This window comes from Streptomyces sp. NPDC058751 (genome assembly GCF_042746485.1).
Lineage (GTDB): Bacteria > Actinomycetota > Actinomycetes > Streptomycetales > Streptomycetaceae > Streptomyces.
In genome coordinates this window covers 49,032-75,047 of record NZ_JBHYPZ010000026.1, presented here as the reverse complement: position 1 = coordinate 75,047, position 26,016 = coordinate 49,032, and the positions used below count along the sequence as shown (strand labels likewise).

General features: G+C 72.8%; 24 protein-coding genes and 1 pseudogene. 11 read left to right on the top strand and 14 right to left on the bottom strand.

The genetic code is table 11. The annotated features are described in order from the left end of the window. Positions 1-40 precede the first annotated feature (40 nt). A complete protein-coding gene (locus ACFW6B_RS23920; protein ID WP_386598576.1) occupies positions 41-2,491 on the bottom strand; it encodes an ABC transporter substrate-binding protein in 2,451 nt (816 codons plus the stop codon). Between the two features lie 374 nt (positions 2,492-2,865). Between ACFW6B_RS23920 and ACFW6B_RS23915 the strand changes: the two genes are divergently transcribed. Then, a complete protein-coding gene (locus tag ACFW6B_RS23915; protein WP_386598575.1) occupies positions 2,866-3,051 on the top strand; it encodes a hypothetical protein in 186 nt (61 codons plus the stop codon). Between the two features lie 56 nt (positions 3,052-3,107). Here ACFW6B_RS23915 and ACFW6B_RS23910 read toward each other — a convergent pair whose 3' ends face one another. The 3 genes from ACFW6B_RS23910 to ACFW6B_RS23900 are packed head-to-tail and all read right to left on the bottom strand — an operon-like array spanning position 3,108 to position 5,358. Next, complete coding sequence (locus ACFW6B_RS23910) at positions 3,108-3,806, bottom strand: B3/4 domain-containing protein (RefSeq protein ID WP_386598574.1); 699 nt, start codon at positions 3,804-3,806, stop codon at positions 3,108-3,110. Between the two features lie 38 nt (positions 3,807-3,844). Continuing rightward, positions 3,845-4,492: an FMN-binding negative transcriptional regulator gene (locus ACFW6B_RS23905; protein ID WP_386598572.1), complete on the bottom strand. Its 648-nt coding sequence runs from the start codon at positions 4,490-4,492 to the stop codon at positions 3,845-3,847. A gap of 29 nt (positions 4,493-4,521) precedes the next feature. Then, complete coding sequence (locus ACFW6B_RS23900) at positions 4,522-5,358, bottom strand: EamA family transporter (RefSeq protein WP_386598571.1); 837 nt, start codon at positions 5,356-5,358, stop codon at positions 4,522-4,524. A gap of 115 nt (positions 5,359-5,473) precedes the next feature. Between ACFW6B_RS23900 and ACFW6B_RS23895 the strand changes: the two genes are divergently transcribed. Continuing rightward, positions 5,474-6,058 (top strand): helix-turn-helix domain-containing protein, encoded by a 585-nt coding sequence (locus ACFW6B_RS23895; RefSeq protein ID WP_386598570.1) that lies wholly within the window; start codon positions 5,474-5,476, stop codon positions 6,056-6,058. Between the two features lie 62 nt (positions 6,059-6,120). On the opposite strand, the gene ACFW6B_RS23890 is transcribed toward ACFW6B_RS23895, so the two are convergent. Beyond that, on the bottom strand, positions 6,121-7,224 hold the full coding sequence (locus tag ACFW6B_RS23890) for a S8 family peptidase (RefSeq protein ID WP_386598568.1): 1,104 nt from the start codon (positions 7,222-7,224) through the stop codon (positions 6,121-6,123). 119 nt (positions 7,225-7,343) lie between these two features. After that, positions 7,344-7,649, bottom strand: coding sequence for a hypothetical protein (locus tag ACFW6B_RS23885; RefSeq protein ID WP_386598567.1), 306 nt, complete (start codon positions 7,647-7,649; stop codon positions 7,344-7,346). A 155-nt stretch (positions 7,650-7,804) separates the two neighbouring features. Between ACFW6B_RS23885 and ACFW6B_RS23880 the strand changes: the two genes are divergently transcribed. Continuing rightward, positions 7,805-8,158 carry a hypothetical protein gene (locus ACFW6B_RS23880; RefSeq protein ID WP_386598566.1) on the top strand — a complete coding sequence of 118 codons (354 nt, stop codon included), beginning with the start codon at positions 7,805-7,807 and terminating at the stop codon, positions 8,156-8,158. A gap of 89 nt (positions 8,159-8,247) precedes the next feature. On the opposite strand, the gene ACFW6B_RS23875 is transcribed toward ACFW6B_RS23880, so the two are convergent. Continuing rightward, complete coding sequence (locus ACFW6B_RS23875; RefSeq protein WP_386598565.1) at positions 8,248-9,339, bottom strand: AAA family ATPase; 1,092 nt, start codon at positions 9,337-9,339, stop codon at positions 8,248-8,250. Beyond that, the gene (pnuC, locus tag ACFW6B_RS23870) at positions 9,336-9,968 is read right to left on the bottom strand and encodes a nicotinamide riboside transporter PnuC (RefSeq protein WP_386598564.1); all 633 of its coding nucleotides are present in this window, start codon (positions 9,966-9,968) and stop codon (positions 9,336-9,338) included. Before pnuC ends, ACFW6B_RS23875 begins: the two co-directional genes overlap by 4 nt. A gap of 228 nt (positions 9,969-10,196) precedes the next feature. Between pnuC and ACFW6B_RS23865 the strand changes: the two are divergent. Continuing rightward, positions 10,197-10,601: pseudogene (locus ACFW6B_RS23865) on the top strand (SUKH-4 family immunity protein); the annotation flags it as partial. Here ACFW6B_RS23865 and ACFW6B_RS23860 read toward each other — a convergent pair. Both ACFW6B_RS23860 and ACFW6B_RS23855 read right to left on the bottom strand, forming a co-directional pair. Beyond that, positions 10,586-11,254 carry a response regulator gene (locus tag ACFW6B_RS23860; RefSeq protein ID WP_386598563.1) on the bottom strand — a complete coding sequence of 223 codons (669 nt, stop codon included), beginning with the start codon at positions 11,252-11,254 and terminating at the stop codon, positions 10,586-10,588. The pseudogene ACFW6B_RS23865 and the gene ACFW6B_RS23860 overlap by 16 nt on opposite strands. Next, on the bottom strand, positions 11,218-12,489 hold the full coding sequence (locus ACFW6B_RS23855; RefSeq protein ID WP_386598630.1) for a sensor histidine kinase: 1,272 nt from the start codon (positions 12,487-12,489) through the stop codon (positions 11,218-11,220). The genes ACFW6B_RS23860 and ACFW6B_RS23855 overlap by 37 nt, the downstream gene beginning before the upstream one ends. Before the next feature lie 241 nt (positions 12,490-12,730). On the opposite strand from ACFW6B_RS23855, the gene ACFW6B_RS23850 reads away from it, so the two are divergent. Both ACFW6B_RS23850 and ACFW6B_RS23845 read left to right on the top strand, forming a co-directional pair. Beyond that, positions 12,731-13,468 (top strand): ABC transporter ATP-binding protein, encoded by a 738-nt coding sequence (locus ACFW6B_RS23850; protein WP_386598561.1) that lies wholly within the window; start codon positions 12,731-12,733, stop codon positions 13,466-13,468. Continuing rightward, complete coding sequence (locus ACFW6B_RS23845; protein WP_386598560.1) at positions 13,462-15,927, top strand: FtsX-like permease family protein; 2,466 nt, start codon at positions 13,462-13,464, stop codon at positions 15,925-15,927. Before ACFW6B_RS23850 ends, ACFW6B_RS23845 begins: the two co-directional genes overlap by 7 nt. Positions 15,928-16,032: 105 nt before the next feature. Here the strand turns inward: ACFW6B_RS23845 and ACFW6B_RS23840 are convergent, their stop codons facing one another. Further along, entirely contained in the window at positions 16,033-16,965 is a 933-nt protein-coding gene (locus ACFW6B_RS23840; protein ID WP_386598559.1) for a hypothetical protein, read from the bottom strand. Between the two features lie 108 nt (positions 16,966-17,073). On the opposite strand from ACFW6B_RS23840, the gene ACFW6B_RS23835 reads away from it, so the two are divergent. Further along, positions 17,074-18,321: a MalY/PatB family protein gene (locus tag ACFW6B_RS23835; protein ID WP_386598558.1), complete on the top strand. Its 1,248-nt coding sequence runs from the start codon at positions 17,074-17,076 to the stop codon at positions 18,319-18,321. A 276-nt stretch (positions 18,322-18,597) separates the two neighbouring features. Here the strand turns inward: ACFW6B_RS23835 and ACFW6B_RS23830 are convergent, their stop codons facing one another. Next, complete coding sequence (locus ACFW6B_RS23830; RefSeq protein WP_386598557.1) at positions 18,598-20,640, bottom strand: calcium-binding protein; 2,043 nt, start codon at positions 20,638-20,640, stop codon at positions 18,598-18,600. 579 nt (positions 20,641-21,219) lie between these two features. On the opposite strand from ACFW6B_RS23830, the gene ACFW6B_RS23825 reads away from it, so the two are divergent. Together ACFW6B_RS23825 and ACFW6B_RS23820 are read left to right on the top strand one after the other, a co-directional pair. Next, positions 21,220-21,660: a peptidoglycan-binding protein gene (locus tag ACFW6B_RS23825; RefSeq protein ID WP_386598556.1), complete on the top strand. Its 441-nt coding sequence runs from the start codon at positions 21,220-21,222 to the stop codon at positions 21,658-21,660. Between the two features lie 75 nt (positions 21,661-21,735). Continuing rightward, on the top strand, positions 21,736-22,143 hold the full coding sequence (locus ACFW6B_RS23820; protein WP_386598555.1) for a peptidoglycan-binding protein: 408 nt from the start codon (positions 21,736-21,738) through the stop codon (positions 22,141-22,143). 220 nt (positions 22,144-22,363) lie between these two features. Here ACFW6B_RS23820 and ACFW6B_RS23815 read toward each other — a convergent pair whose 3' ends face one another. Then, entirely contained in the window at positions 22,364-23,086 is a 723-nt protein-coding gene (locus ACFW6B_RS23815; RefSeq protein WP_386598554.1) for a dienelactone hydrolase family protein, read from the bottom strand. A gap of 215 nt (positions 23,087-23,301) precedes the next feature. On the opposite strand from ACFW6B_RS23815, the gene ACFW6B_RS23810 reads away from it, so the two are divergent. After that, the gene (locus tag ACFW6B_RS23810; RefSeq protein ID WP_386598553.1) at positions 23,302-24,042 is read left to right on the top strand and encodes an SDR family NAD(P)-dependent oxidoreductase; all 741 of its coding nucleotides are present in this window, start codon (positions 23,302-23,304) and stop codon (positions 24,040-24,042) included. A gap of 267 nt (positions 24,043-24,309) precedes the next feature. Continuing rightward, positions 24,310-24,831: a hypothetical protein gene (locus tag ACFW6B_RS23805; protein ID WP_386598552.1), complete on the top strand. Its 522-nt coding sequence runs from the start codon at positions 24,310-24,312 to the stop codon at positions 24,829-24,831. A gap of 97 nt (positions 24,832-24,928) precedes the next feature. Here the strand turns inward: ACFW6B_RS23805 and ACFW6B_RS23800 are convergent, their stop codons facing one another. After that, on the bottom strand, positions 24,929-25,711 hold the full coding sequence (locus tag ACFW6B_RS23800; RefSeq protein ID WP_386598551.1) for a VOC family protein: 783 nt from the start codon (positions 25,709-25,711) through the stop codon (positions 24,929-24,931). Positions 25,712-26,016 lie beyond the last annotated feature (305 nt).

Genomic DNA, 26,016 nt, shown 5'->3' with positions numbered 1-26,016 from the left:
CCGTGACGCGGTCCGCCTTCCGTGACGCGGTCCGTGGGGGTCAGGAGGGCGCGGCTCCACTGGTGACGGTGGCCCAGCGGCCGTCGGCCAGCGAGCACAACGTCAGACCCCGGTTGCGGGTGTCGCCGTACTCGTCGAAGGACACGCGGCCGGTGACCCCGTCGAAGGCGAGCCCGGCCACCGCCTGCCGCATCTTCGCGCGGGCGTCCTGGGGGAGGGTCCCGCCGTTGGCCGTCACGAGGGACTTGACGGCCTCGACGATGCTCCAGGTCGCGTCGTAGGCGTACGGTCCGTACCAGTCGGCCGCGTCCTTGTATCCGGCCTCGTCGTACCGGGTGACGAAGTCGGCCCCGTCCGCCATGTCCTCGGCGGGCACGCCGATGTTGACGGCGAGGTCGCCGTCGGCCTTCGAGCCCGAGGTGAGGAACTCCTCCGTGAAGAGGCTGTCGCCGCCCACCAGGGGGATGCCGGCCCCGGCCTGCTCGAGCAGCTTGGAGAGCAGCCCCGCGGTGTTCTCGTGACCCCCGAAGTAGACGGCGTCGGCGCCCGAGGCCCGGACGCTCGCGGCGAGGTCGGGGAACCCGGTCCGGTCGGGATCGACCTGTTCCGTGCCGACCACGGTTCCGCCGAGCTTCTCGAACTCGGCCGTGAAACCGGAGGTGAGACCGGTGCCGTAGGCGCTCTTGTCGTCGATGACGTACACCTTGTCCTTCCCGGCCTCGGTGCGCAGGTACCGGGCGGCGAACGGGCCCTGGTCCACGTCCGTGGCCACGGTGCGGAAGTACGTGTCGTACGGACGGGACTTGGTGCCCGCGGCCCAGTCGGGGCCCAGCGTCAGATCGGGAGCGGTGTTGCTCGGTGAGACGGTGACCAGATCGGCCTGGTCCAGCGGCGCCACCAGGGTCCGGGCCACGCTGGAGTTCAACGGTCCGACGACGCCCAGCACCTTCGGGTCCGCTATGAAACCGGCCGCGTTCCGCGGACCCATGACGGGGTCGGAGGCGTCGTCCAAGGTTTTGATCTCGAACTTCACGCCGGGGACGAACCCCTTCTCGTTCGCGGTCCTGACCGCCAGATCGGCGGAGTTCCGGACGCCGAGGCCCATCGGGGACAGACCGCCGGTGAGCGGTGCGTCCACTCCGATCACCACCGTCGTGGCGGAGCCCGAGGCACCCCCGGCCGCCCTGTTGTCGCCGGGTGACCTGTCGTCACCCGAGAGGGTCCAGGTCAGCGCGGAACCGGCCGCGAGCGTGGCCAGTGCCGCGCCCAGGACCACGGAGCGCCGGGTGAGGGCGCGCGCCCGTACCGGCTTCCGCTCGCCCGCCTCCATCCAGGCCGTCGTCCCCAGCGTGACCAGGTCCTCGGTCGGGGGTGTGGGCACGGGGACCGGCGACGGGTCGGTCGGGCGGTCCGCGACGGGGTCCTTGACGGGGTCCTTGTCCGGGACAGGGGGGTGGTCCGGAACGGGGGGCCGGTCGTCCGGGGTCGCCGCCCCGGAATCCAGGACCGTGGGCTCGTGCGGCCTGCTCGGCGTCGCGGCCGTGGAAGGCTTTCGGGGCTTGGGGGGAACGGAGGACGACGCCTGCTCCGTGGCGGCGTCCGGGGCGGGACGGTGCCCGGGTTCAGGCCTGGGCTCCTCACCGGCGGCCGAGTCGTCCGGGGCCGGGAGGGAGCGCAGCACCGAGGCCAGCATCCCGGCGGCCTCGGTGGCGCCGATCCGCTGCTCCGGATCCTTCGTGAGCAGCGCCTCCAGTACGGGAGCGAGCGGTCCGGCGTGGACCGGCGGCCGGTGCGGGCGCGTGAACACGGCCACCGCCAGGGCGTGGAGCCCCTCCGCCTCGAACGGAGGCCGCCCCTCGACGGCGTGGTACAGGGTGGCGCCGAGTGCCCACAGGTCGTTGGCGGGGGTCGGACGCCTGCCCTCCAACTGCTCAGGGGACATGTACTGCGGCGTGCCGATGACGATCCCGCTGTGGCTCAGCTTGGTCGTGGCGTCCGCGAGGTGCGCGATGCCGAAGTCGGTGAGGACGACCCGGTCCTTGGCCAGGAGCACGTTGTCCGGCTTGATGTCGCGGTGGATGATCCGCCCCTCGTGCGCCTCGGCCAGCGCGTCGAGCATGGCGACGCCGATCTCGGCCACCCGCCGCACGGGCAGCCGGCCCCGCTCGCGGACGGCGGCCGCCAGCGACTGCCCGCGGATGAACTCCATGACGATCACAGGGGCGCCCCCGTGCTCCACGACGTCATGGATCGTGATGATTCCGGGATGGCTGATAGTGACCGCAGCGCGAGCCTCTGCGGTGAAGCGTCCGAGCAGTGTGGCGCGGGCGGCGTCCTCCAGCCCCGGCGGGAAGAGGATCTCCTTGACGGCGACCTCGCGTCCGAAGAGCTGCTGGTCAAGGCCACGCCAGACCCGGCCCATACCGCCCTGGCCGATGCGTTCGACCAGCTGGTAGCGGCCGGCGATGAGTTCGGGGTTCTGCTCGGTCACGCGCACACTCTAGGTCCTGTTGTGCCGTTCGTGTGAAGGAAAGATGGCTTGATCGCACCTGTGCGGAGGCGGACGGCCGACCGGCTGTCACGCGACCGTCCCGGCGGCGCCCGGCCATCAGCGGCAGCCGCGTCCGGGTCGCCGGCCGGGAACGTGCCGGTGACCCGGACGCCCGCGGATCATGGTTTTTCTCACAGCCCCCTCGTGGGCTTCCCCGCGAACGGTCTCCCGCCCGCTACGTGCGGCGATGACCTCCGCCACACCCGCTGGTCCTTCCGATGCGGTCCCAGGCATGTGAAGCTGCTGGATCGTATGAACGATGAACCGGTCCGGGTGCGCTCGTATGTGCCGGTGATGTCAGAGAGGACGGCTGCATGTCGACTGTGAAACGTCGGTACAGCCTGACGTGGACCGACCCGGACGGTGCGTCGCAGGCTTCCGCCGGACGCTACGACAAGCGTTCCGCCACGCGGCGCAGGCGTGCGCTGGAGGCGGTCGGCTGCACCCGTGTCGAGGTCGTCGTGGTCGAGCCCGGAGAGCTTCCCGAACCGGCGCTGTGAACAAGCCGGCGCTCTGAGCAGCCGGCGTTCTGGGCGAGGCGGCATGAAGACGTGGTTCAGGCGTCGGTGCCCGGGCCGAGGTAGCGAACCGTCACCTGCGCGGCGTGCGGTGCCAGCAGGTCACGGAGTTCGTCGGCCGCGGTCCTCACGAGATGCCCGTCGCGGGTGGCGTGGAGCGTTTCGAGGATGAACGCTACGTGGGTGGAGTCGCGGGTGACACGGGTGCGGTGGGCGTCGCGGTGGTTCCAGTGCCGGGTGAGTACGTCGGTGGTGTCGGCGTAGACGACTTCGCCGGGGCGGGGGTTCTCGACGGCGTCGGGTTCGCCGAGCGGGGTGAAGGTCTCGCCGCCGTCGGCGTAGCGGATCTCCACGTCGCCGGTGACATGGTCGAGGTCGAAGGCGCCGGCGGGCAGGCCGTGGCGGACGGAGACGGCGTTGTAGGAGTCGACGGCGGCGTTGATGCGTGGCAGGCCGCCCTTCTTGGCGAGGCGGCGGCCGAGGGCGTCGACGCTGGGCCGGGTGCGGCGGGGATTGGTGCCGAAGGAGCGGTAGGCGGTGTGCCATGCCTCGATGCGCGGATCGGTCTCGTCCGCGGGCTGCCAGGTGGTGTCGGCGAGCCGCTGCTCCAGGTCCTCGAGGGCGGCGGTGGTGGCGGGCCAGGGTTCACCGCCGCGCAGTCCGGTGGCGGTGACCACGGCGACGAGGGCGTCGGGGAAGGCGTCGGCGACGGCGGGGCTGATACGGAAGGTGGTCATCCGGGGTCCGTTCCGGGTCGGGGGCGTGAGGGGCGCGGTCAGGGTTTCCAGGTGCCGACGCGGTCCAGGCGGCGCGACTGCTGGGCCGCGGTGGGTGCGTCCAGACCGGTGCCGCGTTCGGTGAGCCGGCGGACGGTGTCGGCGCGCTGCTCGACGTCCTTGTGGTCGTCGTACTTGAACTTGGCGCGAACCGCCGTGACGTCCAGGCGCAGCCCGCGGATGCCGGCCAGCATCCGTCCGTAAGGAGCCTGGTGGTGCTCGATGGGCGCGTGGTCGCCCTCGGGCTGGAAGTGGGCCATCTGGCGGCGCAGCAGCTCGGCCTTGGCCTCGGGTTCGTCGACGACCGTCGCCCGGCAGGTGAACTGGACGGCCGCGTAGTAGCTGGTGGGGACGCCTTCGGTGGGCGGGACACCGGGCTTGGCACGCCAGGGTCCGGGGATGAAGGCGTAGTCGCCGGTGACGGTGAAGGTGACGTCCGGATCGGCCTCGATCGCCTTCCAGACGGGGTTGGGGCGGGCGAGGTGGACGAGCAGGCCGGCCCCGTCGACGGTGAAGTGGGTGGGCACGACGACGGGCGGCTGTCCCGGCAGGCCGTTGACGCTGAGGATGCCGAAGTCGTGGCCGTCGGCGATCCAGGTCTGCCATTCGGCGTCGTCCAGGGCGGCGTCCCAGGGCTGGATGAACATGCGGGGGTCCTTCCGGGGGGTGTACGGGGTCAGGTGAGGGCGAGGAGGCTGACGGCCGCGGCCGCGGTGCCCAGGCCGATCAGCTGCCCGCGGTGGATCCGCTCGGCGAGCACGCCGCGGGCCAGCAGGACGGTGCCGGCCGGATACAGGGCGGTGATCATGGCGACGACGGCCAGGTCACCGCTGCGGGCGGCGAGCAGGAACAGCAGATTGGCCACCGAGTCCAGCACGCCGGCCGTGGCCGACATCGCGTACGCGGGTTTCTCCGGGCCCAGGCGGCGGTGCATGAGCCCGGCGGCGGCGAGGGTGACGGCGGACGAGACGGCGCGGCCGACGATCAGCGGTCCGACGCCGCTGTCCGGGGGCGCCTGGTGCAGGAAGACCAGTTGCAGCGCGATGGCGGCCCCGGCGCCGCAGGCCAGCAGCAGCGCCGTGCGCGACGGGCGCGCGGTCCCGGCGCCGCCGCCGGCGCTGACCAGGACCACCGCCGCCAGCGCCAGCGGCAGTCCGATCAGCCCGGCCACGCCCAGGTCCTCGCCCTGCAGCACTCCGACACCGACCGGCAGCACGGCCGAGACCAGCGCGGTGAGGGGGGAGAGGACGTTCATCGGGCCGATCGCGAGCGTGCGGTAGAGCAGGGCGAAGGCGGCCGCCGACGCGACACCGGACGCGGCGCCCCAGGCGAGGGTCGCTGTGGAGAAGGAGGCGCCGAGGAAGGGCCACAGCAGCAGTTCGACGGTGAGCGACGCGGGGGCGGCGATCATCACGGTGCGCAGGACGTGGGCCTTGCGGGAGCCGAGGCCGCCGAAGAAGTCGGCGCATCCGTAGGCCAGGGAGCTGCCCAGGGCCAGCAGCAGAGCGATCACGGGTACATCCCTTACTATCAACAGAACGACTGCACCGTACAACGCACCGACCGAGGTGTGTCAACCGAACGACCGCGTGGTGCAGTGCAATGAACGCCGTGAGGAGGGGAGAGCCGTGACCGGGACCGAAGCGGCCCTGCGGACGCTCGCGCAGAACGTCAGAGCCGCGCGCACCCGTGCCGGGCTGTCCCTGGACGAACTCGGCCGCCGCGCCAAGGTCAGCAAAGGCGCCCTGGTCGGGCTGGAGAAGGCCCAGGGAAATCCGAACTTCGCCACGCTGGTCCGTCTCGCCGACACCCTCGGCGTCTCGGTGTCCGCGCTGATGGAGGGGCCGGCCGAAGGCCGCGTCCGGGTGGTGGACTCCGACGCCGTCGCGCCGCTGTGGGCCGGGGAGAAGGGCGGTGAGGCGCGGCTGATGCTCACCACCCAGGGACCGGCCCCGGTCGAGGTCTGGCGCTGGAGACTGGAACCCGGCGAGGAGTACCCCAGCCACCCGCATCAGGCCGGCGTCGTGGAGACCGTCAGCGTCACCGCCGGGCGGATGACGCTCGTCGTCGACGGCACCGAGCACGCCGTGGAGGCCGGCCAGACCGCCGCCTTCGACGGCGACGCCCCCCACGCGTACCGCGGCTCGGGCGACCGGACCTGCCATCTGATCATGACCGTCCACATCCCGCCCGGTCCGGCTTCCCCGGCCTGACCGGGCCGGGCGGATCCGCGACGCCGCCGCGGCGGGTCCCGGGCGGCGTCGGGCCCGACAGGTCAGAGGCCGCCGGTGTTGAGCAGCCTGTTGGGCGTGTCGGAGCGGACGCCGCGCACGACGCCCCGGGTGGCCGTGCGGTCGAGCCAGACGTGGGCCTCGTGGGCCGTGGCGTGGGGGTGCGCCGACAGGTACAGCGCGAGCACGCCGGTCGCGTGCGGCGCGGCCCAGGACGTCGCGCCGCCGTCCTCCGTGGCCGTGCCGCCGCCGGCGAGGGCGGCGGTGATCTTCTGGCCGGGGGCGTACAGGTCGACGCACCGCCCGTAGCCGGATCCGTAGGAGCTCGTGTCGCTCCACGCGCGGTCGCCGGAGGTGGAGGCCGCCACGACGATGGTGCCGGGGACGCCGGCGGGGGAGTGCTTGCAGGCGTCGTCGTGGAAGTTGCCGGCCGAGACCACCGTCGGGATGCCCGCGTCGACCATCTTCTTCACCGCGGACTCCAGGGCCGGCGACCGGTGGCCGAGGTTCAGCGACATGTTCACCACCGCGGGCTTCTGCGCGTGCGCGGTGACCCACTTGACCGACTTCACCAACGCCGCCTCGGCGGCCGCCGGGGAGCCGCCGCCCTCGCTCTCGCACACGACGCCCTGGACCCGTACGAGTTCGGCCTTGGGCGCCACCCCGTACTTGGCACCGCCGATGATGCCCGCGACGAACGTGCCGTGACCGGTGCCTCCCTCGCTGAAGCAGTCACCGGAGTCCTTCGGGCCCACGAAGTCGGCACCGAGGCGGGCGCGTCCGCCGAACTCCCCGTGGGCGATGTCCATTCCGGTGTCGATCACATAGACGTGGACGCCCTTGCCCTTGGCTGTGGTGGTGAGCTTCCCGTTCAGCGGCCGCGACCGCTGGTCCAGGATGTCGAGGTTCCACGGCACGTGCCGGGTGGTGGGCGTCGCGGCGATCCGTGCGGCCCTGGACGGCGCCCCCGCGCTGCCGCGACGCGTCGGCACCCAACCGGGCGAGGCGTCGCCCCCGAAGGGCTCCACGGTCTCTCCCGTCCTGTGCGCGGAAGGCGTCCCGCCCGCCGTCGAGCCGGCCTCCCCGCCGCAGGCCGAGGCCCCGAACACCGTCGCCAGGGCCACCATCAGGAGGCCGGCCTTCGTCACGTTCCGCGTCACAACTTCCCCCGCATCCCTGCCGCGTACACAGTCAGCGCACAAGACGACCACGGCGGGCGAGCGGTTCCGACCCGGTGCGCGGCGGAAACCCACCCGGTACGGGACGCCTACCAGTAGGTGCGCGCGATCCTGTCGGGCAGTGGGTCCTGACGTTCCGCCTCCCGGAGGATCGCCGAGGCCACGGTCAGGAACGCGCGGCGGAGTGCCGGGTCCGGGTCGGGGTTCTCCACGTTCCCGGTGTTCTTGTCGAGGAGCGTCCCGCCGAGAGGTGTCCCCTCCGGTGTGCAGGCGCGGGCGACCGATCTCTCCGGGGCGAGCAGGATGCTGCCGGTGAAGCCTTCCACGGTTTCCCAGGCGTAGACGGTCCCCGCTTCGAGGGAAAGGGTCTTCCTGCAGATCAGGGATGCTGTCACGGGGATGTCCACCAGTTCGCTCGCGGCAGGGATTCGATCACCCGGATCCTGGATCCCGAACCCCGGACAACGCGTGGCTGCCGAGTTCGTGGTGAGGGTATCGTCCGGGTTCCCGACCCGCCGTACCCACGGCTGATGTTCAGAGAGCGATGCAGATGACGAGTCGGCGAGCGACGACGACCCTGTCGCGGCCCACCGGCCTCAAGGAGCTGGATCTGGTTCGGGAGCTGAACTGGCGTGCCTGGCCGCCCCGGCTGCCCGAGCAGCCGATCTTCTATCCGGTCCTCGACGAGGACTACGCGATCAGGATCGCGCGGGACTGGAACGTGAAGCACAGCGGCGCCGGCTTCGTCACCCGTTTCGAGGTCGACTCGGAGTTCTTGAGCCGATACCCCGTCCAGCAGGCCGGCGGCCGGACGATCCTCGAACTCTGGGTTCCGGCCGAGGAACGGGACGACTTCAACGCCCACATCGTCGGCGAGATCCAGGTGGTCCACGAGCTCCGCTGAAGAGCGGGCGGACGGTCTTGCCGACGGCCCGCGGCCGGCCGAAGACGAAGACGAAGGCGAAGTCGCCCGGAGACGGAGGGCGGTGGTCGTCACCGGCGCTCCGGGAGCGGGTCGGCGAAGTGCCAGCCCTCGGCGAGCAGGCCGTCCACCGCTGCCACGGCGGTGCGCAGCCGCTCCTCGGGGCTGCCGGTGACCAGCAGGAACCGGCGGCCGGTGCGCTCCAGTTCCTCCCGGAACCGGCCGGTCATCCACGGGCGCAGGTGCGGGCCGTCGCGCAGACCGTCGTCCTCGAAGGGCACGCCCTCGTGGTCGGTGAGCAGGTACAGGTGACGTGGGGTGCGGTCGGCGAGCGCCGCCACCTCGGGGTTCGGTGCGCCGAGGTAGCGCTCGTGCCAGATCGCGGTGGCGAAGGAGTCGGTGTCGCAGAAGAGCACCGGGGAGCCGTCGCGGGCCGCCCGCTGTTCCTCGGCGTCCTGACGGCGGGCGATGACGGGGAACTCCTCGGAGGTGAACTCCACTCGGGCCCAGTCGGCTCCGGGGTCGGTGACCCTGACAGCGGCGAGCTTCTCCTCGCTGAACGTGCGCCCGTACTCGGGCACCCAGCCTGTGTCCGCCCAGACGCCGCCGCGCTCGCGGTAGTGGGCGGCCAGCGCCCGGGAGAGGGTGGTGGTGCCGGTGGACTCGGCGCCGAGGACGACCACGCGCCGGGTGAGGGCGGCGCGTACACCCGGGCCGAGGAACGCCCAGCAGCCCACCGGGTCCTTGCGCACGGCCGTGCCGGAGACGGGGTACGCGGTGCGGTCGAGGTCCACGGTGACCTCGGCCGCGCCGAACCGGCGGGCCAGCTCGGTGCCGTAGGACTCGGAGGTGAACACGGCGTCCACCGCCTCCGGGACGGCCGCGCGGAAGACCGCCATGTGGGCGTCCCACACAGCGGGGTCGTGCAGGTCGACCGCGTGGTCGTCGACGGCGCCGACGACCACGGCCTTTGGGTGGGCCTCGCGCATCCACGCCACCCGGTCGGCGAGCGGCACCGATTCCACGGAGGCGGCGCAGACCAGGACGGTCAGCCGCTCGCACCGCTCCAGGGCGGTGCGGACGAGGTGGTGGTGGCCGGCGTGCGGCGGATAGAACTTGCCGAGCACCAGGCCGTGCCGGTACGGGCGGACGGTGGCGCTCACGCGGTCACCGCCGTCGCGGCGCGGGGGCCGGCCGCCATGAGGGTGCGCCGCCAGCCGAGGAGGCCGGCCACGCACAGGGCGAGGAAGCCGACGTACAGCACGGAGGTCAGGTACAGGTCCTTGTGGGCGTAGAGCGGGATGTAGACCAGATCGGCGGCGATCCACAGCCACCAGGACTCCAGCAGCTTGCGGCACTGGCCGTAGGTGGCCGCCAGGGAGAGGGCCGTGGTGAGCGCGTCCCAGAAGGGGACGGTGGAGTCGGTCGCCCTGTCCAGCAGCAGGGTGAGGACGGCGGTGCCCAGCACTCCGGCGGCGGCGAGCCAGGCCCATTCGGCTCCTGTCGTGCGGCGCACCGGCAGGACGTCGGCGGTCGCCGGTCCGCCGCCGCGGGCCCAGGTCCACCAGCCGTAGGCGGCCAGCGCGATGAAGACGACCTGGAGGCCGGCGTCGGCGTACAGGCCGGCCTGGAGGAAGAGCACGATGAAGAAGACGTTGTTGGCGATGCCCACGGGCCAGTTGGCGATGTGCTGGCGGGCGACCAGCCAGACGCAGACGGCGCCGGTGGCGAAGCCGAGCGTTTCGGTCCAGCTGAGGTTCCAGTTCACGGACGACTCCTTAATAGTCGCCATGACTATAAAAAGATCGGTGGGCGGAGGCAAGGGAATTGCCTGCGGTTCCAGGGGGTGGGCGGGATCCTCTGACCGCCACCGCCACCGCCACCGCCACCGCCCCGGCCGTGTTGTCAGCGGCGGCTGGCAGCATGTCCGTATGACTCGCGAGGATCCTGACGCACTGTTCGCTTCCCCCGCGGCCCTGCTCGCCGCAGGCCCCGAGGCCCTTCGGGAGAGGAGGCGTTCGGTCCGGACGGGACGGTGCTGCTGAAGGAGGATCAGCTGCCCGCCGCGCTGACCCACACGCCCACACGGGAGTCGGCCATGACGGCGGGACTGCCGACGTGGTTCGTCGCAGGCGTCGCCACGTTCACCCTGGCCTGGGAGGACGGGAAGGCGCACGCGCTGGAGCCCGACGAGAACGGCCTGCTGCACCTGGGCACCTTCGAGCTGGCGCACGGCGACACCGGCCCGGTGCTCGTCCACCCCGGGACGGGAGCGGTGTCGATGGTCCGCGAGGGCGAGGGCCCGTTCCCCCTCGCCAGGGACACCGAGACCTTCGTACGACTCCTGGAGGCGGTGTACCGCTTCATGGGCGCCTGCTGGAACCCGTACCCGGGCGAGCCCGGACCGGGTCAGGAGCGCAGGTAGGCGAGGACGGCCAGGACCCTGCGGTGGGTGGTGTCCGTCGGACGCAGGTCCAGCTTCGTGAAGATGTTGCCGATGTGCTTGCCGACCGCCGCCTCCGAGACCACCAGGTCCCTGGCGATCGCGCCGTTGGACCTGCCCTCGGCGATCAGCGCCAGCACCTCGCGTTCGCGCGGGGTCAGCCGCTCCAGCGGATCACGGCGGCGGCGCAGCAACTGCCGTACCACCTCGGGATCGACCACCGTTCCGCCGTCCGCGACCTCGCGCAGGGCCTCGGTGAACTCCTCGACCTGGCCGACCCGGTCCTTGAGCAGATAACCGACGCCGGACCCGTCGCCCGAGTCCAGGAGCTCGGCGGCGTACGTCCGCTGCACGTACTGGGTGAGGACCAGGACCGGCAGGGCGGGGCGCGCCTCGCGCAGCCGCACGGCCGCGTGCAGGCCCTCGTCCTGGAAACCGGGCGGCATGCGTACGTCCGTCACCACGATGTCGGGGGTGTGCTCCTCGACCGCCGCGACCAGTGCCCGTGCGTCCCCGACGGCCGAGACCACCTCGTGTCCGCAGCGGTCGAGCAGACCGACGAGCCCTTCGCGCAGCAGCACGCTGTCCTCGGCCAGTACTACGCGGAGCGATCGCCCACCCTGGTCAACCGGCAAGGGAACTCCACACGCAACAGGGTCGGCCCACCCGGCGGACTGGTCAGGGCAAGTCTGCCATCCAGGACCGACACCCGGTCCGCGAGGCCGGTGAGGCCGCTGCCCGCCGAGGCGTCCGCGCCGCCGCGGCCGTCGTCGCGCACCTCGATGAACAGCCGCCCGTCGCGGTACCCCCCGCTCACCCCGGCGCGGCCGGCCCCGCTGTGCCGGTCGACGTTGGCCAGCGCCTCGCGGACCACGAAGTACGCCGCGGACTCGACCGCCCGGGGCGGCCGGCCCGGCAGTTCGAGGCCGACGTCCACGGGGACGGCACAGCGGTCGGCGGCGTCGGCGACGGCGGCTTCGAGACCGTAGTCGGTGAGGACCTTGGGGTGGATGCCGTGGATGAGCTCGCGCAGCTCGGCGAGCGCCTCGCCGGCCTCCTGGTGGGCCTTGGCGAGCCGGTCGGCGAGCGGGCCGGGCGGGGCGTCGAGGCGGGCGATCCCGAGGGCCAGGGTCAGGGCCACGAGGCGTTGCTGGGCGCCGTCGTGCAGATCGCGCTCGATACGGCGCCGCTCGGCGTCGAAGGCGTCCACCAGCCGGACCCGGGAGCGGGCCAGTTCCACCACCTGCGCGCCGAGTTCGCCCTCGCGGGAGGCGATGAGCAGCCGGACCAGCCCGGCGCGGGCACCCGCCGTCGCACCGAGCACGTAAGCGCACAGGACCGTCAGGAGCAGACCCAGTACGGCGACGCCGAAAGCGGCGGGCCAGGTGCCGACCGTCCACTGCTTGAGCACCTTCGTCTCGTGTCCGTCGCCGACGGTGGCCATCAGCAGCGGGGCGGCGACCATGGACAGCGGGAAGAGCAGGGCGACCGTGATCACCAGGGCGTCGACGGGCCACAGCAGCCCGGCGAACAGCAGCGCGTACCCGAGCTCCCGCCAGGTCGCCTGTTCGCGCAGCCGGACGGTCAGCCACGCCCGCAGTCCCGGCTCGGGCGGCACCCGGTGCGGGCCGGACACCGGGGCGCGGTCGATCAGGCGCAGCCTGCGCCGTTCCACCGCGGCCACCGGGATCCCGCCGAGGGCGGCCAGGGCGAGCAGTGGCAGCCCCACCAGGACGACGGCGAGCACGCCGCAGACGGCCGCCACGGTCACGATCCCCACCAGGAGGACGGCGCCGGCCAGCGCGCCGGTGAGCAGGTACGCGGCGGAGCGCCAGGGCCAGACCGACAGGACGAAGCCCGGCCGGGACATGGCCTGCCACACGTTCCGAGGATGCATGCGCACGACCGTAGGCGGCCCCGCCGGGCGGTGCCATCGGCCCAGGACCCGTGCCGGGGGTAGGGCCCGCACTACCCCAGGTCTCGTTCCCGCCGTACTGCGCCGAGAGGAGCTCCCGGGGTTTCGTGGAGACGTCGACGAAACCGATGACACCCATGACGCCGACGGCCGCGGCGGCACCGACGACAAGGAACAGGTTCGAGTGGAGAGACACATGACCGACGACGCGATCCGGCTGCGGTCCGTGTCCAGACGGTTCGGCGCGGGCGGTACGTCCGTCACCGCTCTCGACGGGGTCTCGCTCGCCTTCGCGAGGGGGACGTTCACCGCGGTGATGGGTCCGTCCGGGTCCGGGAAGTCGACCCTGCTGCAGTGCGCCGCGGGCCTGGACCGGCCCACGTCGGGCTCGGTCACCCTGGGCGGCACGGAGCTGACCGGGCTGAGCGAGACCCGGTTGACCCTGCTGCGCCGCGAACGCGTCGGTTTCGTGTTCCAGGCGTTCAACCTGCTGCCCTCGCTGACGGCCGAGCAGAACGTGGCCCTGCCGCTGCGGCTGGCCGGCCGCCGCCCGAAGAGGACCGAGGTGCGGGAGGCGCTCCGGCGGGTCGGACTCGGCGACCGGGCGCGGCACCGGCCGGCGGAGATGTCCGGAGGCCAGCAGCAGAGAGTCGCCCTGGCCCGTGCCCTGATCACCCGCCCCGAGGTGCTGTTCGGCGACGAGCCCACCGGCGCGCTCGACACGCACACCGGCCGCCAGGTACTGACGTTGCTGCGCGGGATGGCCGACGGGGAAGGCCGGACGATCGTCATGGTCACCCACGACCCCGTCGCCGCCTCGTACGCGGACCGCGTCGTCTTCCTCGTCGACGGCCGTGTCAACGGCGAGCTGGCCGGCGCGTCCGCCGAGGACATCGCGGCGCGCATGGCCGGACTGGAGACCGCGCCGTGCTGAGCATCGCCCTGCGCACGCTGCGCACCCGCCGGGCCACCTTCGCCGGCAGCTTCGTCGCCCTCTGCCTGGGCGTGGCGCTGATCACCGTCATGGGGCTCACGCTGGCCTCCTCGCTGGACGCGCCCGACCGGGGGCCCGAGCGGTTCGCCGCCGCGCCGGTCGTCGTCAAGGGCCGGGACACCCTCACGGTGTCCACCCCGGTCGGCGACCGCACCCGGAAGCTCGCACGGCCACGTGCCGTGCCCGGTGCCACCGTCGCGCGGCTGCGGGCCCTCGGGGACGTCGTCGAGGACCGGGCGTTCGCCGTGCGGGCCGATGGCGGGCCCGCCGATCTGGTGGGCCACCCCTGGTCCACCGCGAGGTTCGCGCCGTACGAACTCGAGGCGGGGCGCGCGCCCGAGGCCCCGGACGAGGTCGTCGTCAGCGGTGACTGGGCCCGTCCGGGCGCCCGGGTGCGCACCGGCGGCGGCACCGTACGCGTCGTCGGCACCGTGGCCGGACTCGGCTTCGAGAACGCCGTGTTCTACACCGACACCCGCGCCGCCGGCCTGTCGCCGCGCAGCCTCCAGCTCGTGGTCGACGCCGACGCGGCGGCCGTGCGCGCGGCGGTGCGCGACGGCGACGGCGTCCGGGTCCTCACCGGGGACGCGCGCCGGTACGCCGACGCCGACCCGGACCGGGACAGCGAGGCCCTCGCCGCCCTGAACGCCATGTTCGGCACGGCCGGCGGCGTCACCGGGTTCGTGTCGGTGTTCGTGGTCGCCTCGACCTTCGCCTTCTCGGTGGCCCAGCGGCGCCGCGAGTTCGGGCTGCTGCGCACCGCCGGAGCGACCCCGGGGCAGATCCGCCGCATGGTCGTCCACGAGGCGCTCGTGGTGGGCGCACTGGCCTCCGCGTCCGGCTGCCTGCTCGGTGCCCGGGCGGCTCCGGGGCTCGCCGGGTGGGCGGTCGGCGAGGGCCTCGCGCCCCGCTGGTTCACCATCGGGAACCACGTCTGGCCGTACCACGTGGCGTTCTGGACAGGGCTGGCCGTGGCCCTGTGCGGTGTGGCGGCCGCGTCCTGGCGGGCCGGGACGACCGGCCCCGCCGAGGCACTGCGCGAGGCGTCCGTGGACACGCGCACCATGACACGGGGCCGCCTGCTGTTCGGCGCGGTCCTGCTCGCCACCGCCGTGGTGACCCTGGTCCTCGCCCTGACGGCGGACCCGGGCGACCTGCTGCACCGCAAGTCCTACGTGAGCCGGCCCATGCTGCTGATCACCGCGGCCGCGCTGGCGGCGCCGGTGGCGGTGCGGCCGCTGACGCGGCTGATCGCCTGGCTGCCGGCCCGGCTGCCCGGCGCCGGAGGGATGCTGGTGCGGGAGAACGCCGCCGCCGGGGTACGCCGTACGGCCGCCGTCGCGGCCCCCGTCCTGGTCACGGTCGCGCTGGCGGGCTCCCTGCTGGGCGCCACCGCCACCCTCGACGCGGCGAAGGCCGCCGAGGTCCGCGGGCGGACGGCCGCCGACTTCGTGGTCACCCCGGCGGACGACGCCGGTTTCGACGACGCGACACTGCGCCGGATCCGTGCCGTCACCGGTGCGAGGGCCGGCGCGAGTTCGGCGAGCGCTGTGTACGTCCTGGAGGAGGGCGTGGCGCTCGTCGGGTCCGGGGCCAGGGCCGCCGAGCCGGAAGAGCTCGCGGCGACGGCCCGTCTCCCGCTCGCCGCGGGGAGGCTGAGCGACCTGGACGACGACTCGATCGTCGTCAACGAGGAGTGGGAGGAGCACCGCGTGGGCGAGCGGGTGGACGTGTGGCTCGGCGACGGCGGGCGGAAGTCCCTGAGGATCGCCGCGGTCATGACCACCGGCACCGGTGACAACGGCGTCTACGTCACCCCGCGCAACGCTCCCGGGGCGCCTGTCGACCGGGTCGACGTACGCCTCGCGGACGGCGCGGACGGCGCGGACCCGGGCACGGTGGCCGCGGCCCTGCGCCAGGCGGTGCGGGCGTCGGGCGGGGTGGTCCGCACCAAGGACGCCTGGGTGCGGGCGACGTACCCCGAGACCGGCCGGACGACCCGGGCGGGCCTCTTCCTGGTCCTCGGGATCGCCCTCCTCTACACCGGCGTCTCACTGGTCAACACGATGGTCATGGCGACCTCCGACCGGATCCGTGAATTCGCCGCGCTGCGGCTGGCCGGCGCGACCCGAGGGCAGGTGCTGCGTCTGACGGGCGCCGAGGCGCTGACGGTGGTCGCGGTCGGCGGGGTGCTGGGAGCCCTGGTCGCCGCGTTCAACCTGGCGGGGCTGTGGGGCGCGCTGAGCCTGCTCTCCGTACGGGCGTCCGTCGAGGTCCCGTGGACGGCGCTCGCGGCGGTCACGGGAACCTGCGCGGTGCTCGCCGTGCTGTCGGCGGTCGTTCCGGCCGGCCTCGCCCTGCGCCGAGGGGCGGTGGAACTCGCCGGAGCGCGCGAGTGATCTGCCGGGCGCGGGGTGGTACGAGGCCACGGGGGCGCCGGCGAGGACGGCCGGCGGGGGCGGCCGGGGAGGGCGAGGCCGTCGGTCCGCCCTCCGGGAGCCGCGTCAGTCTCCGCCGCACCCTCCGCCGCACCCTCCGCACGAGTCCACGCCGCCTCCGCACGAGTCCGCGCCGCCGCTGTCGGCCCACGCACCGCCCCGGTCCCGGGTGTGGTCGCGGGCCCGCGGGGCCGGGGGCGGCTTCGGCCGTTCCCTGGTCAGGGCGATCGCCTGCCGTGTGCGGTCGGGCAGGGCCGCACGCGCGATCTCCGTCTCGTCCCTGCAGTACGCGTCGAGGGCCCTCCAACGGCGCCGCTTCTCCGACGGCCACAGGGACGCCAGTGTCCACTGCGCCAGCCAGGCGGCCACGCAGACGGCCAGCCAGAGCGATCTGTCGGCCCCGGGCGCGAACGGCACGGCCGCATTGGTCGGCCCGGCGTGGAGGCCCATGCCGAACGCGGTCACCATCGAGGTGACCAGCATGAGGGTCTGGCTCCTCCCCGACGCCGTCGGCCGCACCGCGGGCGACTCGCGCTCGACGAGTTCCCTGAACCGGGTGAAGCGGGCACCGTCCGCGATCTCGTACAGCTTGGTCGTCGCGCCCGCCGGCGTGCCGCGGATCTCCTCCGCCAGGGCGCGCAGAGCCCGGTCCGTCTGCTTCCTGCCCCGGTGGGTGGGCCGCAGCCCGCCGGTGGAGGAGACCTTCACCACGCCGTCGTCGACGAGCACGCAGACCGCGGTCTCCGCCGCTTCGGCCGTCCCGCCGAGGAGGAACGAGGCCCGCACCGGATGGAGGTCCCCGGCGAGCAGTTCCCCGACGGTCCGCCGCTGCTCCCCGTCACGGAACCAGCAGTACACGCCGCGCAGTCCGTTGCACACCGCGAAGACCAGCAGCCAGCACGCCACGATCCCCTCGCCGTCGGTCAGCCACCAGTCCACCGAGCGTCCCCCCAGCCCCGGTGCGGGCCTCCGGCCGTACCCGGCGGAGGTCAATCGCACAGATGTACCCAGAGTATCGGCGCGGCACCGGGGAAAGGGGTGTGGTTCTTGTGCGCCGTGCCCCGGACCGGCAGGCGGACGTCGCCTGCCGCGGCCTAGCATCCAGCCATGGCACCTGACACCTCCCCCCACGGCCGGACGCCGCGGAACGCCCCGGGAGCCGGGACCGGATCGGTCTTCGACGCCGTCGTCGACCGCAGGAACAGCAACTCCATGAAGTGGGCCGGTGCCTCCCGGTTCCTGGCGGCCGACGAGGCCGCGGCCGACCCGCTGCCGATGTGGGTCGCCGACACCGACTTCAGGGCTCCTCAGGCCGTGATCGACGCGCTCCACCGGGCCGTGGAACACGGAGTGTTCGGATACCCCGGCGGCGCGACCGACAGCTACCTCGACGCCGTGACCGGCTGGCAGGCCAAGCGGTTCGGCTGGGAGGTCCCCCGGGAGTGGGTGATGCAGACCTCCGGAATCATCACCACGCTCAAGACGGTCGTGCAGGCCTTCTCCGCGCCGGGCGACTCGGTCCTCATCCAGCCCCCGGTCTACGTCCATTTCCACGAGGACGTCCTGCTGAACGGCCGCCACCTGGCGTTCGCGCCGCTGCGACGGACCGGTGACGGCTACGGGTTCGACGCCCGGACGTTCGAGGCCGCCATCCGTCCGGACACCAAGGTGTTCATCCTCAGCCACCCGCACAATCCCACCGGCAACGTGTGGACCGAGGACGAACTGCGGACCATGGGCGAGATCTGCGCCCGGCACGACGTCCTGGTCGTCTCCGACGAGGTCCACCAGGACCTCGTCCTCCACCCGGAGCGCAAGCACGTCCCCTTCGCCTCGCTCGGCGAGGAGTTCGCGCGCAACAGCATCACCTGCACCGCTCCCAGCAAGACGTTCAACCTCCCCGGCCTGCAGAGCGCCAACGTCTTCGTGCCCGATCCCGGGCTGCGGGCGGAACTGGCGCGCCAGTACGACCGCAATGTGTTCCCGCTGGTCAACCTGCTCGGCATGGTCGCGGCCGAGGCGGCGTACACGCACGGCGAGCCCTGGCTGGAGGAACTGCTCACCTATCTGCGCGGCAATCACGCGCGCTTCGCGCAGGCGGTCAACTCCGCGACCTCCAAGGTGCGCGTCCTGCCGGCCGACTCCCTGTACCTGGCGTGGATGGACTGCCGGGGGCTGGGGATGGACGCCGAGGCGCTGGACAGGTTCATGCTCCTCGAGGCACGGCTGTGGCTGGACAAGGGCCAGAAGTTCGGGATCGAGGGCCACGGCTACATGCGGGTGAACCTGGGCTGCCCCCGCTCCACGGTCGACGAGGCCGCGGACCGTCTGCTCACCGCCGTCGGGACGCTGTAGCCGACGCCCCTCACGGGCGACCGTGCCGTCCTGTCCGGCTCGTCGGCCCGGGACGGGGTGCCCCTGGAGGGTGGCGTACCGGGCCTGCTAGGGTTCACCCAGAGCCGGTCGGAGGAAGTCGCTCCGGTTGGTGCTCGCGTTGGTGGTCCAAGGAAAGACGCCCCGCTTCCTGCGGGGAAATGCAGGTGCAAGGCCTGCCCGGCGCTCCACGAAGGCCCCGTCCCTGGGTTTGGGACGGGGCCTTTTCGTCTCCGGTCCGTACCGCGGGGTGTGCGGCTACGGGCAGCTGACGCGGATGTCGCCCGCGTCCGTCGTGCAGGTGTCCGTGCCGAGGCCGCCGTTGGCGGTGTCGTTGCCGGACACGTTGTCGACGGTGTCGAGGTTGTCGGTACCGGAGCTGCCGGTCAGGTTGTCGTTGCCGGGGCCCGCGGTGAGGGTGTCGTTGCCCGGGCCGCCGTCGACGCGGTCGTTGCCGTACCCGCCGTGGACGGTGTCGTTGCCGTTGCCCGCGTTGACGGTGTCGTCGCCGCCGAGGGCACAGATCACGTCGTTGCCGACGGTGCCGGTGATGCTGTCGTTGCCACTGGTGCCGATATGGGTGCAGCCGCGCGCGTTGTTCACCGTGGTGGTCGCCGTGGCGGTGTTGTTGCCGGAGTTCGGGTCGGTCTGGGTGGCGCCGGTGGTGGCCCGGTCGGTGAGGGTGCCGGTGGCCCGTGGTTCGGCGGTGACCGTCACCGTCACGGCGGCTCCGGGAGCGAGGGTGCCGAGGGAACAGCTCGCGGTGGTGGCGGTGGTGGTGCAGGTGCCCGAACCGGCCGTCGCCGAGACGACCGAGGCGGCGACGCCGCTGAGCGTGTCGGACAGGGAGACGTCGGTGGCCGGGGTCGTGGTGCTGTTGTTGGTCACCCGCACGGTGTAGGTGGCACGGTCACCGATGCTGACCGTGGTGGGACCGGACTTGGTCACCGACAGGTCCGCACCGGCCGGTGGCGGCGGTGGGGAGCCGCCGCCCTCGAAGCGGGCCAGGGCGAAGTCCCTGTCCGCACCGCCTCCGCCGGCGGCGACGATCCTTCCGTCCGTCTGGAGGGCGACGCCACGGGCGGCGTCGTTGCCGCCGAAGTCCGCGGTCGTGAGACCGCCGGTGCCGAAGCCGGTGTCCTGGCTGCCGTCGGGGTTGTAGCGCAGGACGGCGAAATCGCCGCCGGGTCCGTTGGTCCCGGCGATCACGATCCGGCCGTCACCCGGCTGCAGTGCCACGGCCGCCGCCGTGCCTCCGGGGGTGATCGCCGTGCCGTTGCCGTCGAAGCCGGTGTCGAGGGCGCCGTTGGGGAGGTAACGGGCCAGGGCGAACCTGGTGCCGCTGCCGCCGGTGGCGACGATCTTTCCGTCGGGCTGGAGCGCGAGCCCTTCCACGGACTCGTAGTCGCCGAAGTCGGTGCGGACGATGCCGTCGCCGTCGAAGCCCGTGTCCACGCTGCCGTCGGTGTTGAAGCGCATCAGCGCGAAGTCGAAGCGGGTCGCGCCGACCTGGCCCCCGACGACGATCTTGCCGTCGGCCTGCAGCGCCAGGGCGCGGCCGTCACCGCCTTCCTGCAGGACCGGCCCGGCCGGATTCGCGGTCACCGTGCCGTCGCCCCCGAACGTGGTGTCCGGGGTGCCGTCGCCGGTCAGGCGCAGCACCGCCATCCAGCCTCCGGTGTAGCCGGCCGCGACGATCCTGCCGCTGGAGTCGATGGCCACGTCGCGGGCCTCGGTGGGCCCGTCGAAGTCGGCGAAGACCCGGCCGTCACCGCTGAAGGTGTTGTCCAGGGTCCCGTCGGGGTTGTAGCGGGTCACCACGAACCAGCAGCAGTCCTCGTACCCCCGCCAGCTGCTGCCCACGACGACGATCTTGCCGTCGGCCTGCAGCGCGACGGCGTGCGCCTCGCTCCACTGGAGGCTCGGGCCCATGTTGTTGACGGCGGTCCGTACCGTGCCGCCGGTGCCGAAGCCGGTGTCCAAGGTGCCGTCGGGGTTGTGGCGGGTCAGCGCGAAGTCGCTCTCCGGCAGCGTCTCGTCGACGGAGGAGCCGACCGAGAGGATCTTTCCGTCGGGCTGCACCACCACGTCGTCGGCGTGGTCGTCGTCGGCGACGGTGGTGACCGCCTTGCCGTCACCGCTGAAGGTGGTGTCCAGGTTGCCCGGGGCCGCGACCGCGGTGCCGGGGAGGGCGAGGACCAGGGCCAGGACCGTCGCCGCGACGGTCCCGGCCCGTGCCGGGAAGAACCGGCGGCGGTCGACGCGTTGCCGCCGGGCCGGTCGTGCAGGGGGTGTGAACATGTGCGACAGCGTTCCGCCGCCCGCGCGCGCCGACGGCCACCACGAGCGGCGTTGCCCTCACCGGACGCACGAATCCATCCGGGCGGGTGAGCGCCCTCGGGGGCTGCTTGACACAGGTGCGGCAGGGCTCGGCCGGGGGCGCCGGGGCCGGAGTACGAGGGGTGTTCCCGTCCTTGGCGAGGACGTCGTACTCGTGGTGCCGTACTCGTGGACGCCGCACTCGGGGAGGCCGCGTCCAAGTCCGCTTCCGTGGCCGAAACCACGCGCCGGGACGCCGTCGGGACGCATCCGGGACGATCGTGGGACGCGCCCGGGACGCCGTGGGACGAAACCGGACCGCTGCCTTCCGTGGGACGGCCGAGGCCCTGCCGGACCGGCCCGCGACCCTCCGGCCCGGTCTCCCACGGCCCTTCCCGGGACGCCGGCCGGGTCTGGGACGCCTGGTGGCGGGCGGGACGCGGGGTACGGGAGCGCTGTTAGGTTTTTGCCGAGCCGGAGGGCAACTCGCCGCCGGCCGGCATTCGTTCGTATCCGATCGCCGTGAAGGCCGTCGGACCGCACATCGGGGGACGACCCACCATGAAGCTCAAGCGCACTCTCGCCACGCTCGGCGCGGCCGCCGCGATCACCGCCGGCATGTTCGCCGTCAGCCCCGCCGCGCATGCTGCCATCCCCGGCTGCACGGCCTACACGACCTACTTCAGCGGTGACTTCTACGCGAAGTTCCCGACGATCGGCACCGGCGGCACCAACTTCTGCACCCTGCGCTCCGGCGCCAGCGGCATGCAGGTGTACTACCTCCAGGAGACCCTGAGCTACTGCTACAAGCAGGACCTCGGCGAGATCGACGGCAAGTTCGGCCCGAAGACGGCGGCCGCCCTCACCCGCGTCCAGCGGACCCTCGGCGTCGACGCCGACGGCATCTACGGTCCGCAGACCCGCGACAAGATCCTGTGGCACTGGATGACCCTGCAGGGCAGCAACAGCTGCACCACCCTCTACGACGCCCACGCGCACTGATGATCTCCCCCGCCCGGGGCGACGGGGGATGTCCACCCCCGGGCGGGGGTCCGCCCGTTCACTCCGTAGAGGAAAGTGATTCGACTGTCCCGCAACGCGAACAACGTCCTGGTCCGTGTGGCGTGCGCCGCCGCCGCTGTCACCGCCATGAGCCTTTCCGGCGGTACGGCCTCCGCCGCGACCGGAGCACCGTACGTCGGTGACGGCTACAGCAAGAACGCCACCGCCGTCTGGTGCGTGCAGCACCTCGTCAACGACTTCCGCCGGGCGGCCGGTCGCGCGGCCGTCGCGGAGGACGGCGTGTGGGGCCCGCAGACCAGGTCCGCCGTCGTCGACTTCCAGGCGAACACCGACAACACCGGACCCGCCGACGGCATCGTCGGCCCGCTGACCGGACGCGGTCTGCTGAACTACGACGCCACGGACATCTACGCAGGACACGGTTACTGCTACAGCTACCTGCCGACCCCTTCGGGTTTCTGACGGGAAGCGGTCCTCCGGCTGTTCCGTACGGGCACGACGACGCCCATGCGGAACAGCCGAGGTCTCACGAACCGACGGCTTCGGCCGACGCGGGCCCCCGCCGGACCGGCGGGGGCCCGCGGTGCGTAGAGCCGGGAAGAGCCGGAAAGCCGGGACACCGCCCTCGAGGGCGGTGTCCCGGCGCGCACCGCTCATCCTCCGCCGCAGGCCCCGTCCGGCGTCACTTCAGGTGCCGGTCCAGGAACCGGCACCCGTCCTCCAGCTCGAACCACGGGGTGCCGGTGTGGCCGCCCAGGTTGGCGTGCAGCGTCTTCTCCTTGCTGCCGAAGGCCTCGAACAGGTCCAGGGCGCGTTGCCGGGGGTTGCCCTCGTCGTCCCACTGCAGCAGGAACAGCAGCGGAACGGTGACCTGCCGGGCCTCCTCGCGCTGGGCACGGGGCACGTACCCTCCGGCGAAGAAGCCCGCGGCCGCGATGCGCGGCTCGGTCACCGCCAGCCGGATGCCGAGGGCGGTCCACCCTCCGGAATACCCGACCGGGCCGCCGATCTCGGGCAGTTCGAGGAGGGCGTCCAGAGTGGTCCGCCATTCCGGGACCGCGTTCTCGACCAGCGGGCCGATGAGCGACTCGAAGATCTCGTCGACCGGTTCGCCCGCCTGCATCGCCCGGCGGAGGTCGGCGCGGGCCTGTTCGTCGGCGGCGGACCGGGGACGGTCACCGCAGCCGGCGGCGTCGATGGTGGCCACCGCGTAGCCGCGCGCCGCGGTGTACCGGGCCCGGGCCACCAGCCGGGGGTCCGCCTTGGGCAGGCCGTTGTTGTGGGACATCAGGACCAGCGGGGCCGGTTCGGATCCCGGCGTCCACAGGGTTCCGGGGATCTCGCCGAGGATGAACTCGCGCTCGAGGACGCCGTCGTCGAGGCGCTGCTCGGAAGTGAAACGCATGGTCGTGCCTTTCGGGAGTGCTCGTGGAACGGCGCTCCCGGACGACCTATCGCCCGACCGTGACCCCGGAGGGGAGCACCCATGTGAATACTGCGTTCACGGGTACCACCTCCTCGTTCTCTCGCACGGCCTCCGGAAAGGTAGCAGTGGCCCCCGGGGTCCGCCAAACGGTTTCCCGGCCCGGGCGTGACGGCCGCCGTGGCAGGATCCGCGGGATGAGGATCGAACAGGCGGATCGGCCCGTCGCCCTGGTCAGCGGGTCCACCTCGGGGATCGGGGAGGCCGTCGCGCGGAGGCTGGCGGCGGACGGGATGCGGGTCGTGGTGCACTCGCGGCGCAGCACGGAGGCGGGGCAGGCGCTGGCGGCGGAGCTCGGCGGGGCGTACGTGCGGGCGGACCTGGCGGTGGAGGAGGAGGCCCGGGGGCTGGTCGAGGCGGCGCTCGGCCGGTACGGACGGCTGGACGTGCTGGTGAACAACGCGGGCATCAGCTGGCCGATCCCGCACGACGACCTCGCCGCGGCGACCCCCGCCGACTGGCGGCGGTTGCTCGAGGTGAACCTGATCGCGCCCTGGGTGCTGTGCACGTCGGCGCTCCCGGCGCTGCGCAGGTCCCCCGGTGGCGGCAGCATCGTGAACATCACCAGCCATGCCGGGGTGCGCCCCAAGGGCTCGTCGGTGCCGTACGCGGCGAGCAAGGCCGCGCTCAATCACGTGACCCGTCTGCTCGCGGCCGCGCTCGGGCCCGAGGTCCGGGTCAACGCGGTGGCGCCGGGACTGGTGGACACGCCGATGACGAAGGACTGGGCGCAGGCGCACGAGCTGTGGCGGGAGCGCGCGCCCATGCACCGGGCGGCCCGGCCCGCCGACGTGGCCGATCTGGTGGCGTCGCTGATCGCCGGCACGTACCTCACCGGCGAGGTCATCGTGTTGGACGGCGGACTGAATCTGACCTGAGCCCGACCTTCGTCCCCGGCGTCGAGCGGTGGCGGTGTCGGCTCGGCCCGCTGTAGCGTTCACCGCCATCCATTGCAATGGCCGGAGAGGAGGGGTGTTGCGTTAAAGGTGAGCCATTGCAACAATTTTCCGCCACCCACCTGCTCTTTTCTTCGTTTCGAGCAATAAATATGTTGCTGAATCCGTGAACGCAACGTAGCGTTTCCAGTGTTGGAAACAGTGAGGCGCGGTCTTGGGGCCGAGTGGGCGGACAAAGGGGTGGGGATCATGGAAACAGCGCAGAGCCGGCGGCGGGCCGCCGCTCCCGGCGCCTTCACCGCCTTCGTCCGCTTCGTGGTCTGCGGCGGGGGAGTGGGGCTCGCCTCCAGCTTCGCCGTGGTGGCCCTCGCCCGCTGGATTCCCTGGGGCCTGGCCAACGCGCTGATCACCGCGGGCTCCACGCTCCTGGCCACCGAACTGCACGCCCGCTTCACCTTCGGCGCCGGCGGGCGCGCGACCTGGCGCCAGCACACGCAGTCCGCCGGGTCCGCCGCGGCCACGTACGCGGTGACCTGCGCGGCGATGCTCGTCCTGCACCAACTGGCGGCGGCGCCCGGCGCGGTGCTCGAACAGACCGTCTATCTGTCCGCGTCCGCGCTCGCGGGCGTCGCGCGGTTCGTGCTGCTGCGCCTGGTCGTCTTCGCGCGCGGCCACGCCCAGGGCGCGGCCGGCGCCGCCCGCCCCGTGCCCGCGACCCCGGCCCGCACCACGGTGCCTGCGGGTCAGGCGGCGCTCTGCCGCGCCGCCTGACCGCTCCGCCCCGGCCGGCGCCGCCCGCCGGGGCGCCGTCCCCCTTTCCGACCGGGGTGTCCCGGCTCCCGTCCGGCGGGCCTCGTCCGTCGGGGCGTCACATCCGCGGGTCGGGCTTCAGCAGGGCGAACTCCGCGCCGAAGGGGTCGGCGAGCCAGGCGATCCGGCCGACGTCCGGGACGTCCGCGGCCGGCATCAGGACGGTCCCGCCGTTCGCCGTGGCCGCCGCGGCCGTGGCGTCGGCGTCCTCCGCGTGGAAGTAGGGCACCCAGCGAGGCCGTTCGGCCTCGCCGCCACCCATCGGCGCGACACCGCCGAAGGAGGCGTCCTGCTGGTCGCCGTCCTTGGTGCTCAGTACCCGGTACGTCATGCCGGGCGCCTGCATGTCCTGGCTGCGCCAGCCGAACAGGCCCTCGTAGAAGGCGATGGCGGCGAGGGGGTCGGGAACGTGCAGCTCCGCCCAGAGCAGCGTGTTCGGGGCGGAGGCGATCTCCAGTCCGGCGGTCTTGCCGGGCTGCCAGAGCGCGAACTCGGCGCCCTGCGGGTCCGTGACCTGCGCCAGGTGGCCCTCGCCCATGACGTCCATGGGCTCCGTCCGGACGGTGCCGCCGCCGGCGGTGACGGCCGAGACGGTGTCCTGGATGTCGTCGGCCTTGAAGTGGATCATCCAGGCGGACTTCGCGCCCTCCTCGGTGAGCGGACCGAGTCCGGCGACGGTCTTCCCGTCGGCCCGGAAGAACCCGTACCCGCCCGCCTCCGGTCCGGCGGAGACGAACTGCCAGCCGAGGACGGCGCCGTAGAACGCGGCGGCCGCCCCGGTGTCGGGGCTGCCGAGGTCGAGCCAGTTGGGCGATCCGAGGCTGAAGTCTGTACCGAGCATGAGGAGTCCTTCGGGAGCGTCGGTCGATCGGGCGGGGGCAACAATGCCGACTCGCTCCGCGGTGGGCCACCTGTGACCATCCGTGCGCCCCCTGCTTCACCCGTATGGAGCAGTCCGCACACCGGACCGGCCGCCGAAGCGGGGCCGGGGCCGGAAGGTGGGCCCAGGAACTCCCTTGCGGCCGCTCATAGCGTTCACTTGTGTCTATTGCAACGAATTCAGTGCGCGGCTGTTGCGTTAATCCTAAGGCCGTTGCAACAAATTCATGGCGTTAACCTGCGAGTATGGAAATCTGACGCAACAAC

What these genes read in the sequence shown, in the direction of transcription:
- ACFW6B_RS23880 (WP_386598566.1), top strand. Translation starts at nt 7,805, where the DNA reads ATGACGAGTCGGCGAGCGACGACGACCCTGTCGCGGCCCACCGGCCTC.
- pnuC (WP_386598564.1), bottom strand. Translation starts at nt 9,968, where the DNA reads ATGGCGACTATTAAGGAGTCGTCCGTGAACTGGAACCTCAGCTGGACC.
- ACFW6B_RS23810 (WP_386598553.1), top strand. Translation starts at nt 23,302, where the DNA reads ATGAGGATCGAACAGGCGGATCGGCCCGTCGCCCTGGTCAGCGGGTCC.
- ACFW6B_RS23800 (WP_386598551.1), bottom strand. Translation starts at nt 25,711, where the DNA reads ATGCTCGGTACAGACTTCAGCCTCGGATCGCCCAACTGGCTCGACCTC.
- ACFW6B_RS23805 (WP_386598552.1), top strand. Translation starts at nt 24,310, where the DNA reads ATGGAAACAGCGCAGAGCCGGCGGCGGGCCGCCGCTCCCGGCGCCTTC.
- ACFW6B_RS23855 (WP_386598630.1), bottom strand. Translation starts at nt 12,489, where the DNA reads ATGTCCCGGCCGGGCTTCGTCCTGTCGGTCTGGCCCTGGCGCTCCGCC.
- ACFW6B_RS23825 (WP_386598556.1), top strand. Translation starts at nt 21,220, where the DNA reads ATGAAGCTCAAGCGCACTCTCGCCACGCTCGGCGCGGCCGCCGCGATC.
- ACFW6B_RS23905 (WP_386598572.1), bottom strand. Translation starts at nt 4,492, where the DNA reads ATGTTCATCCAGCCCTGGGACGCCGCCCTGGACGACGCCGAATGGCAG.
- ACFW6B_RS23815 (WP_386598554.1), bottom strand. Translation starts at nt 23,086, where the DNA reads ATGCGTTTCACTTCCGAGCAGCGCCTCGACGACGGCGTCCTCGAGCGC.
- ACFW6B_RS23915 (WP_386598575.1), top strand. Translation starts at nt 2,866, where the DNA reads ATGTCGACTGTGAAACGTCGGTACAGCCTGACGTGGACCGACCCGGAC.
- ACFW6B_RS23850 (WP_386598561.1), top strand. Translation starts at nt 12,731, where the DNA reads ATGACCGACGACGCGATCCGGCTGCGGTCCGTGTCCAGACGGTTCGGC.
- ACFW6B_RS23835 (WP_386598558.1), top strand. Translation starts at nt 17,074, where the DNA reads ATGGCACCTGACACCTCCCCCCACGGCCGGACGCCGCGGAACGCCCCG.
- ACFW6B_RS23830 (WP_386598557.1), bottom strand. Translation starts at nt 20,640, where the DNA reads ATGTTCACACCCCCTGCACGACCGGCCCGGCGGCAACGCGTCGACCGC.
- ACFW6B_RS23910 (WP_386598574.1), bottom strand. Translation starts at nt 3,806, where the DNA reads ATGACCACCTTCCGTATCAGCCCCGCCGTCGCCGACGCCTTCCCCGAC.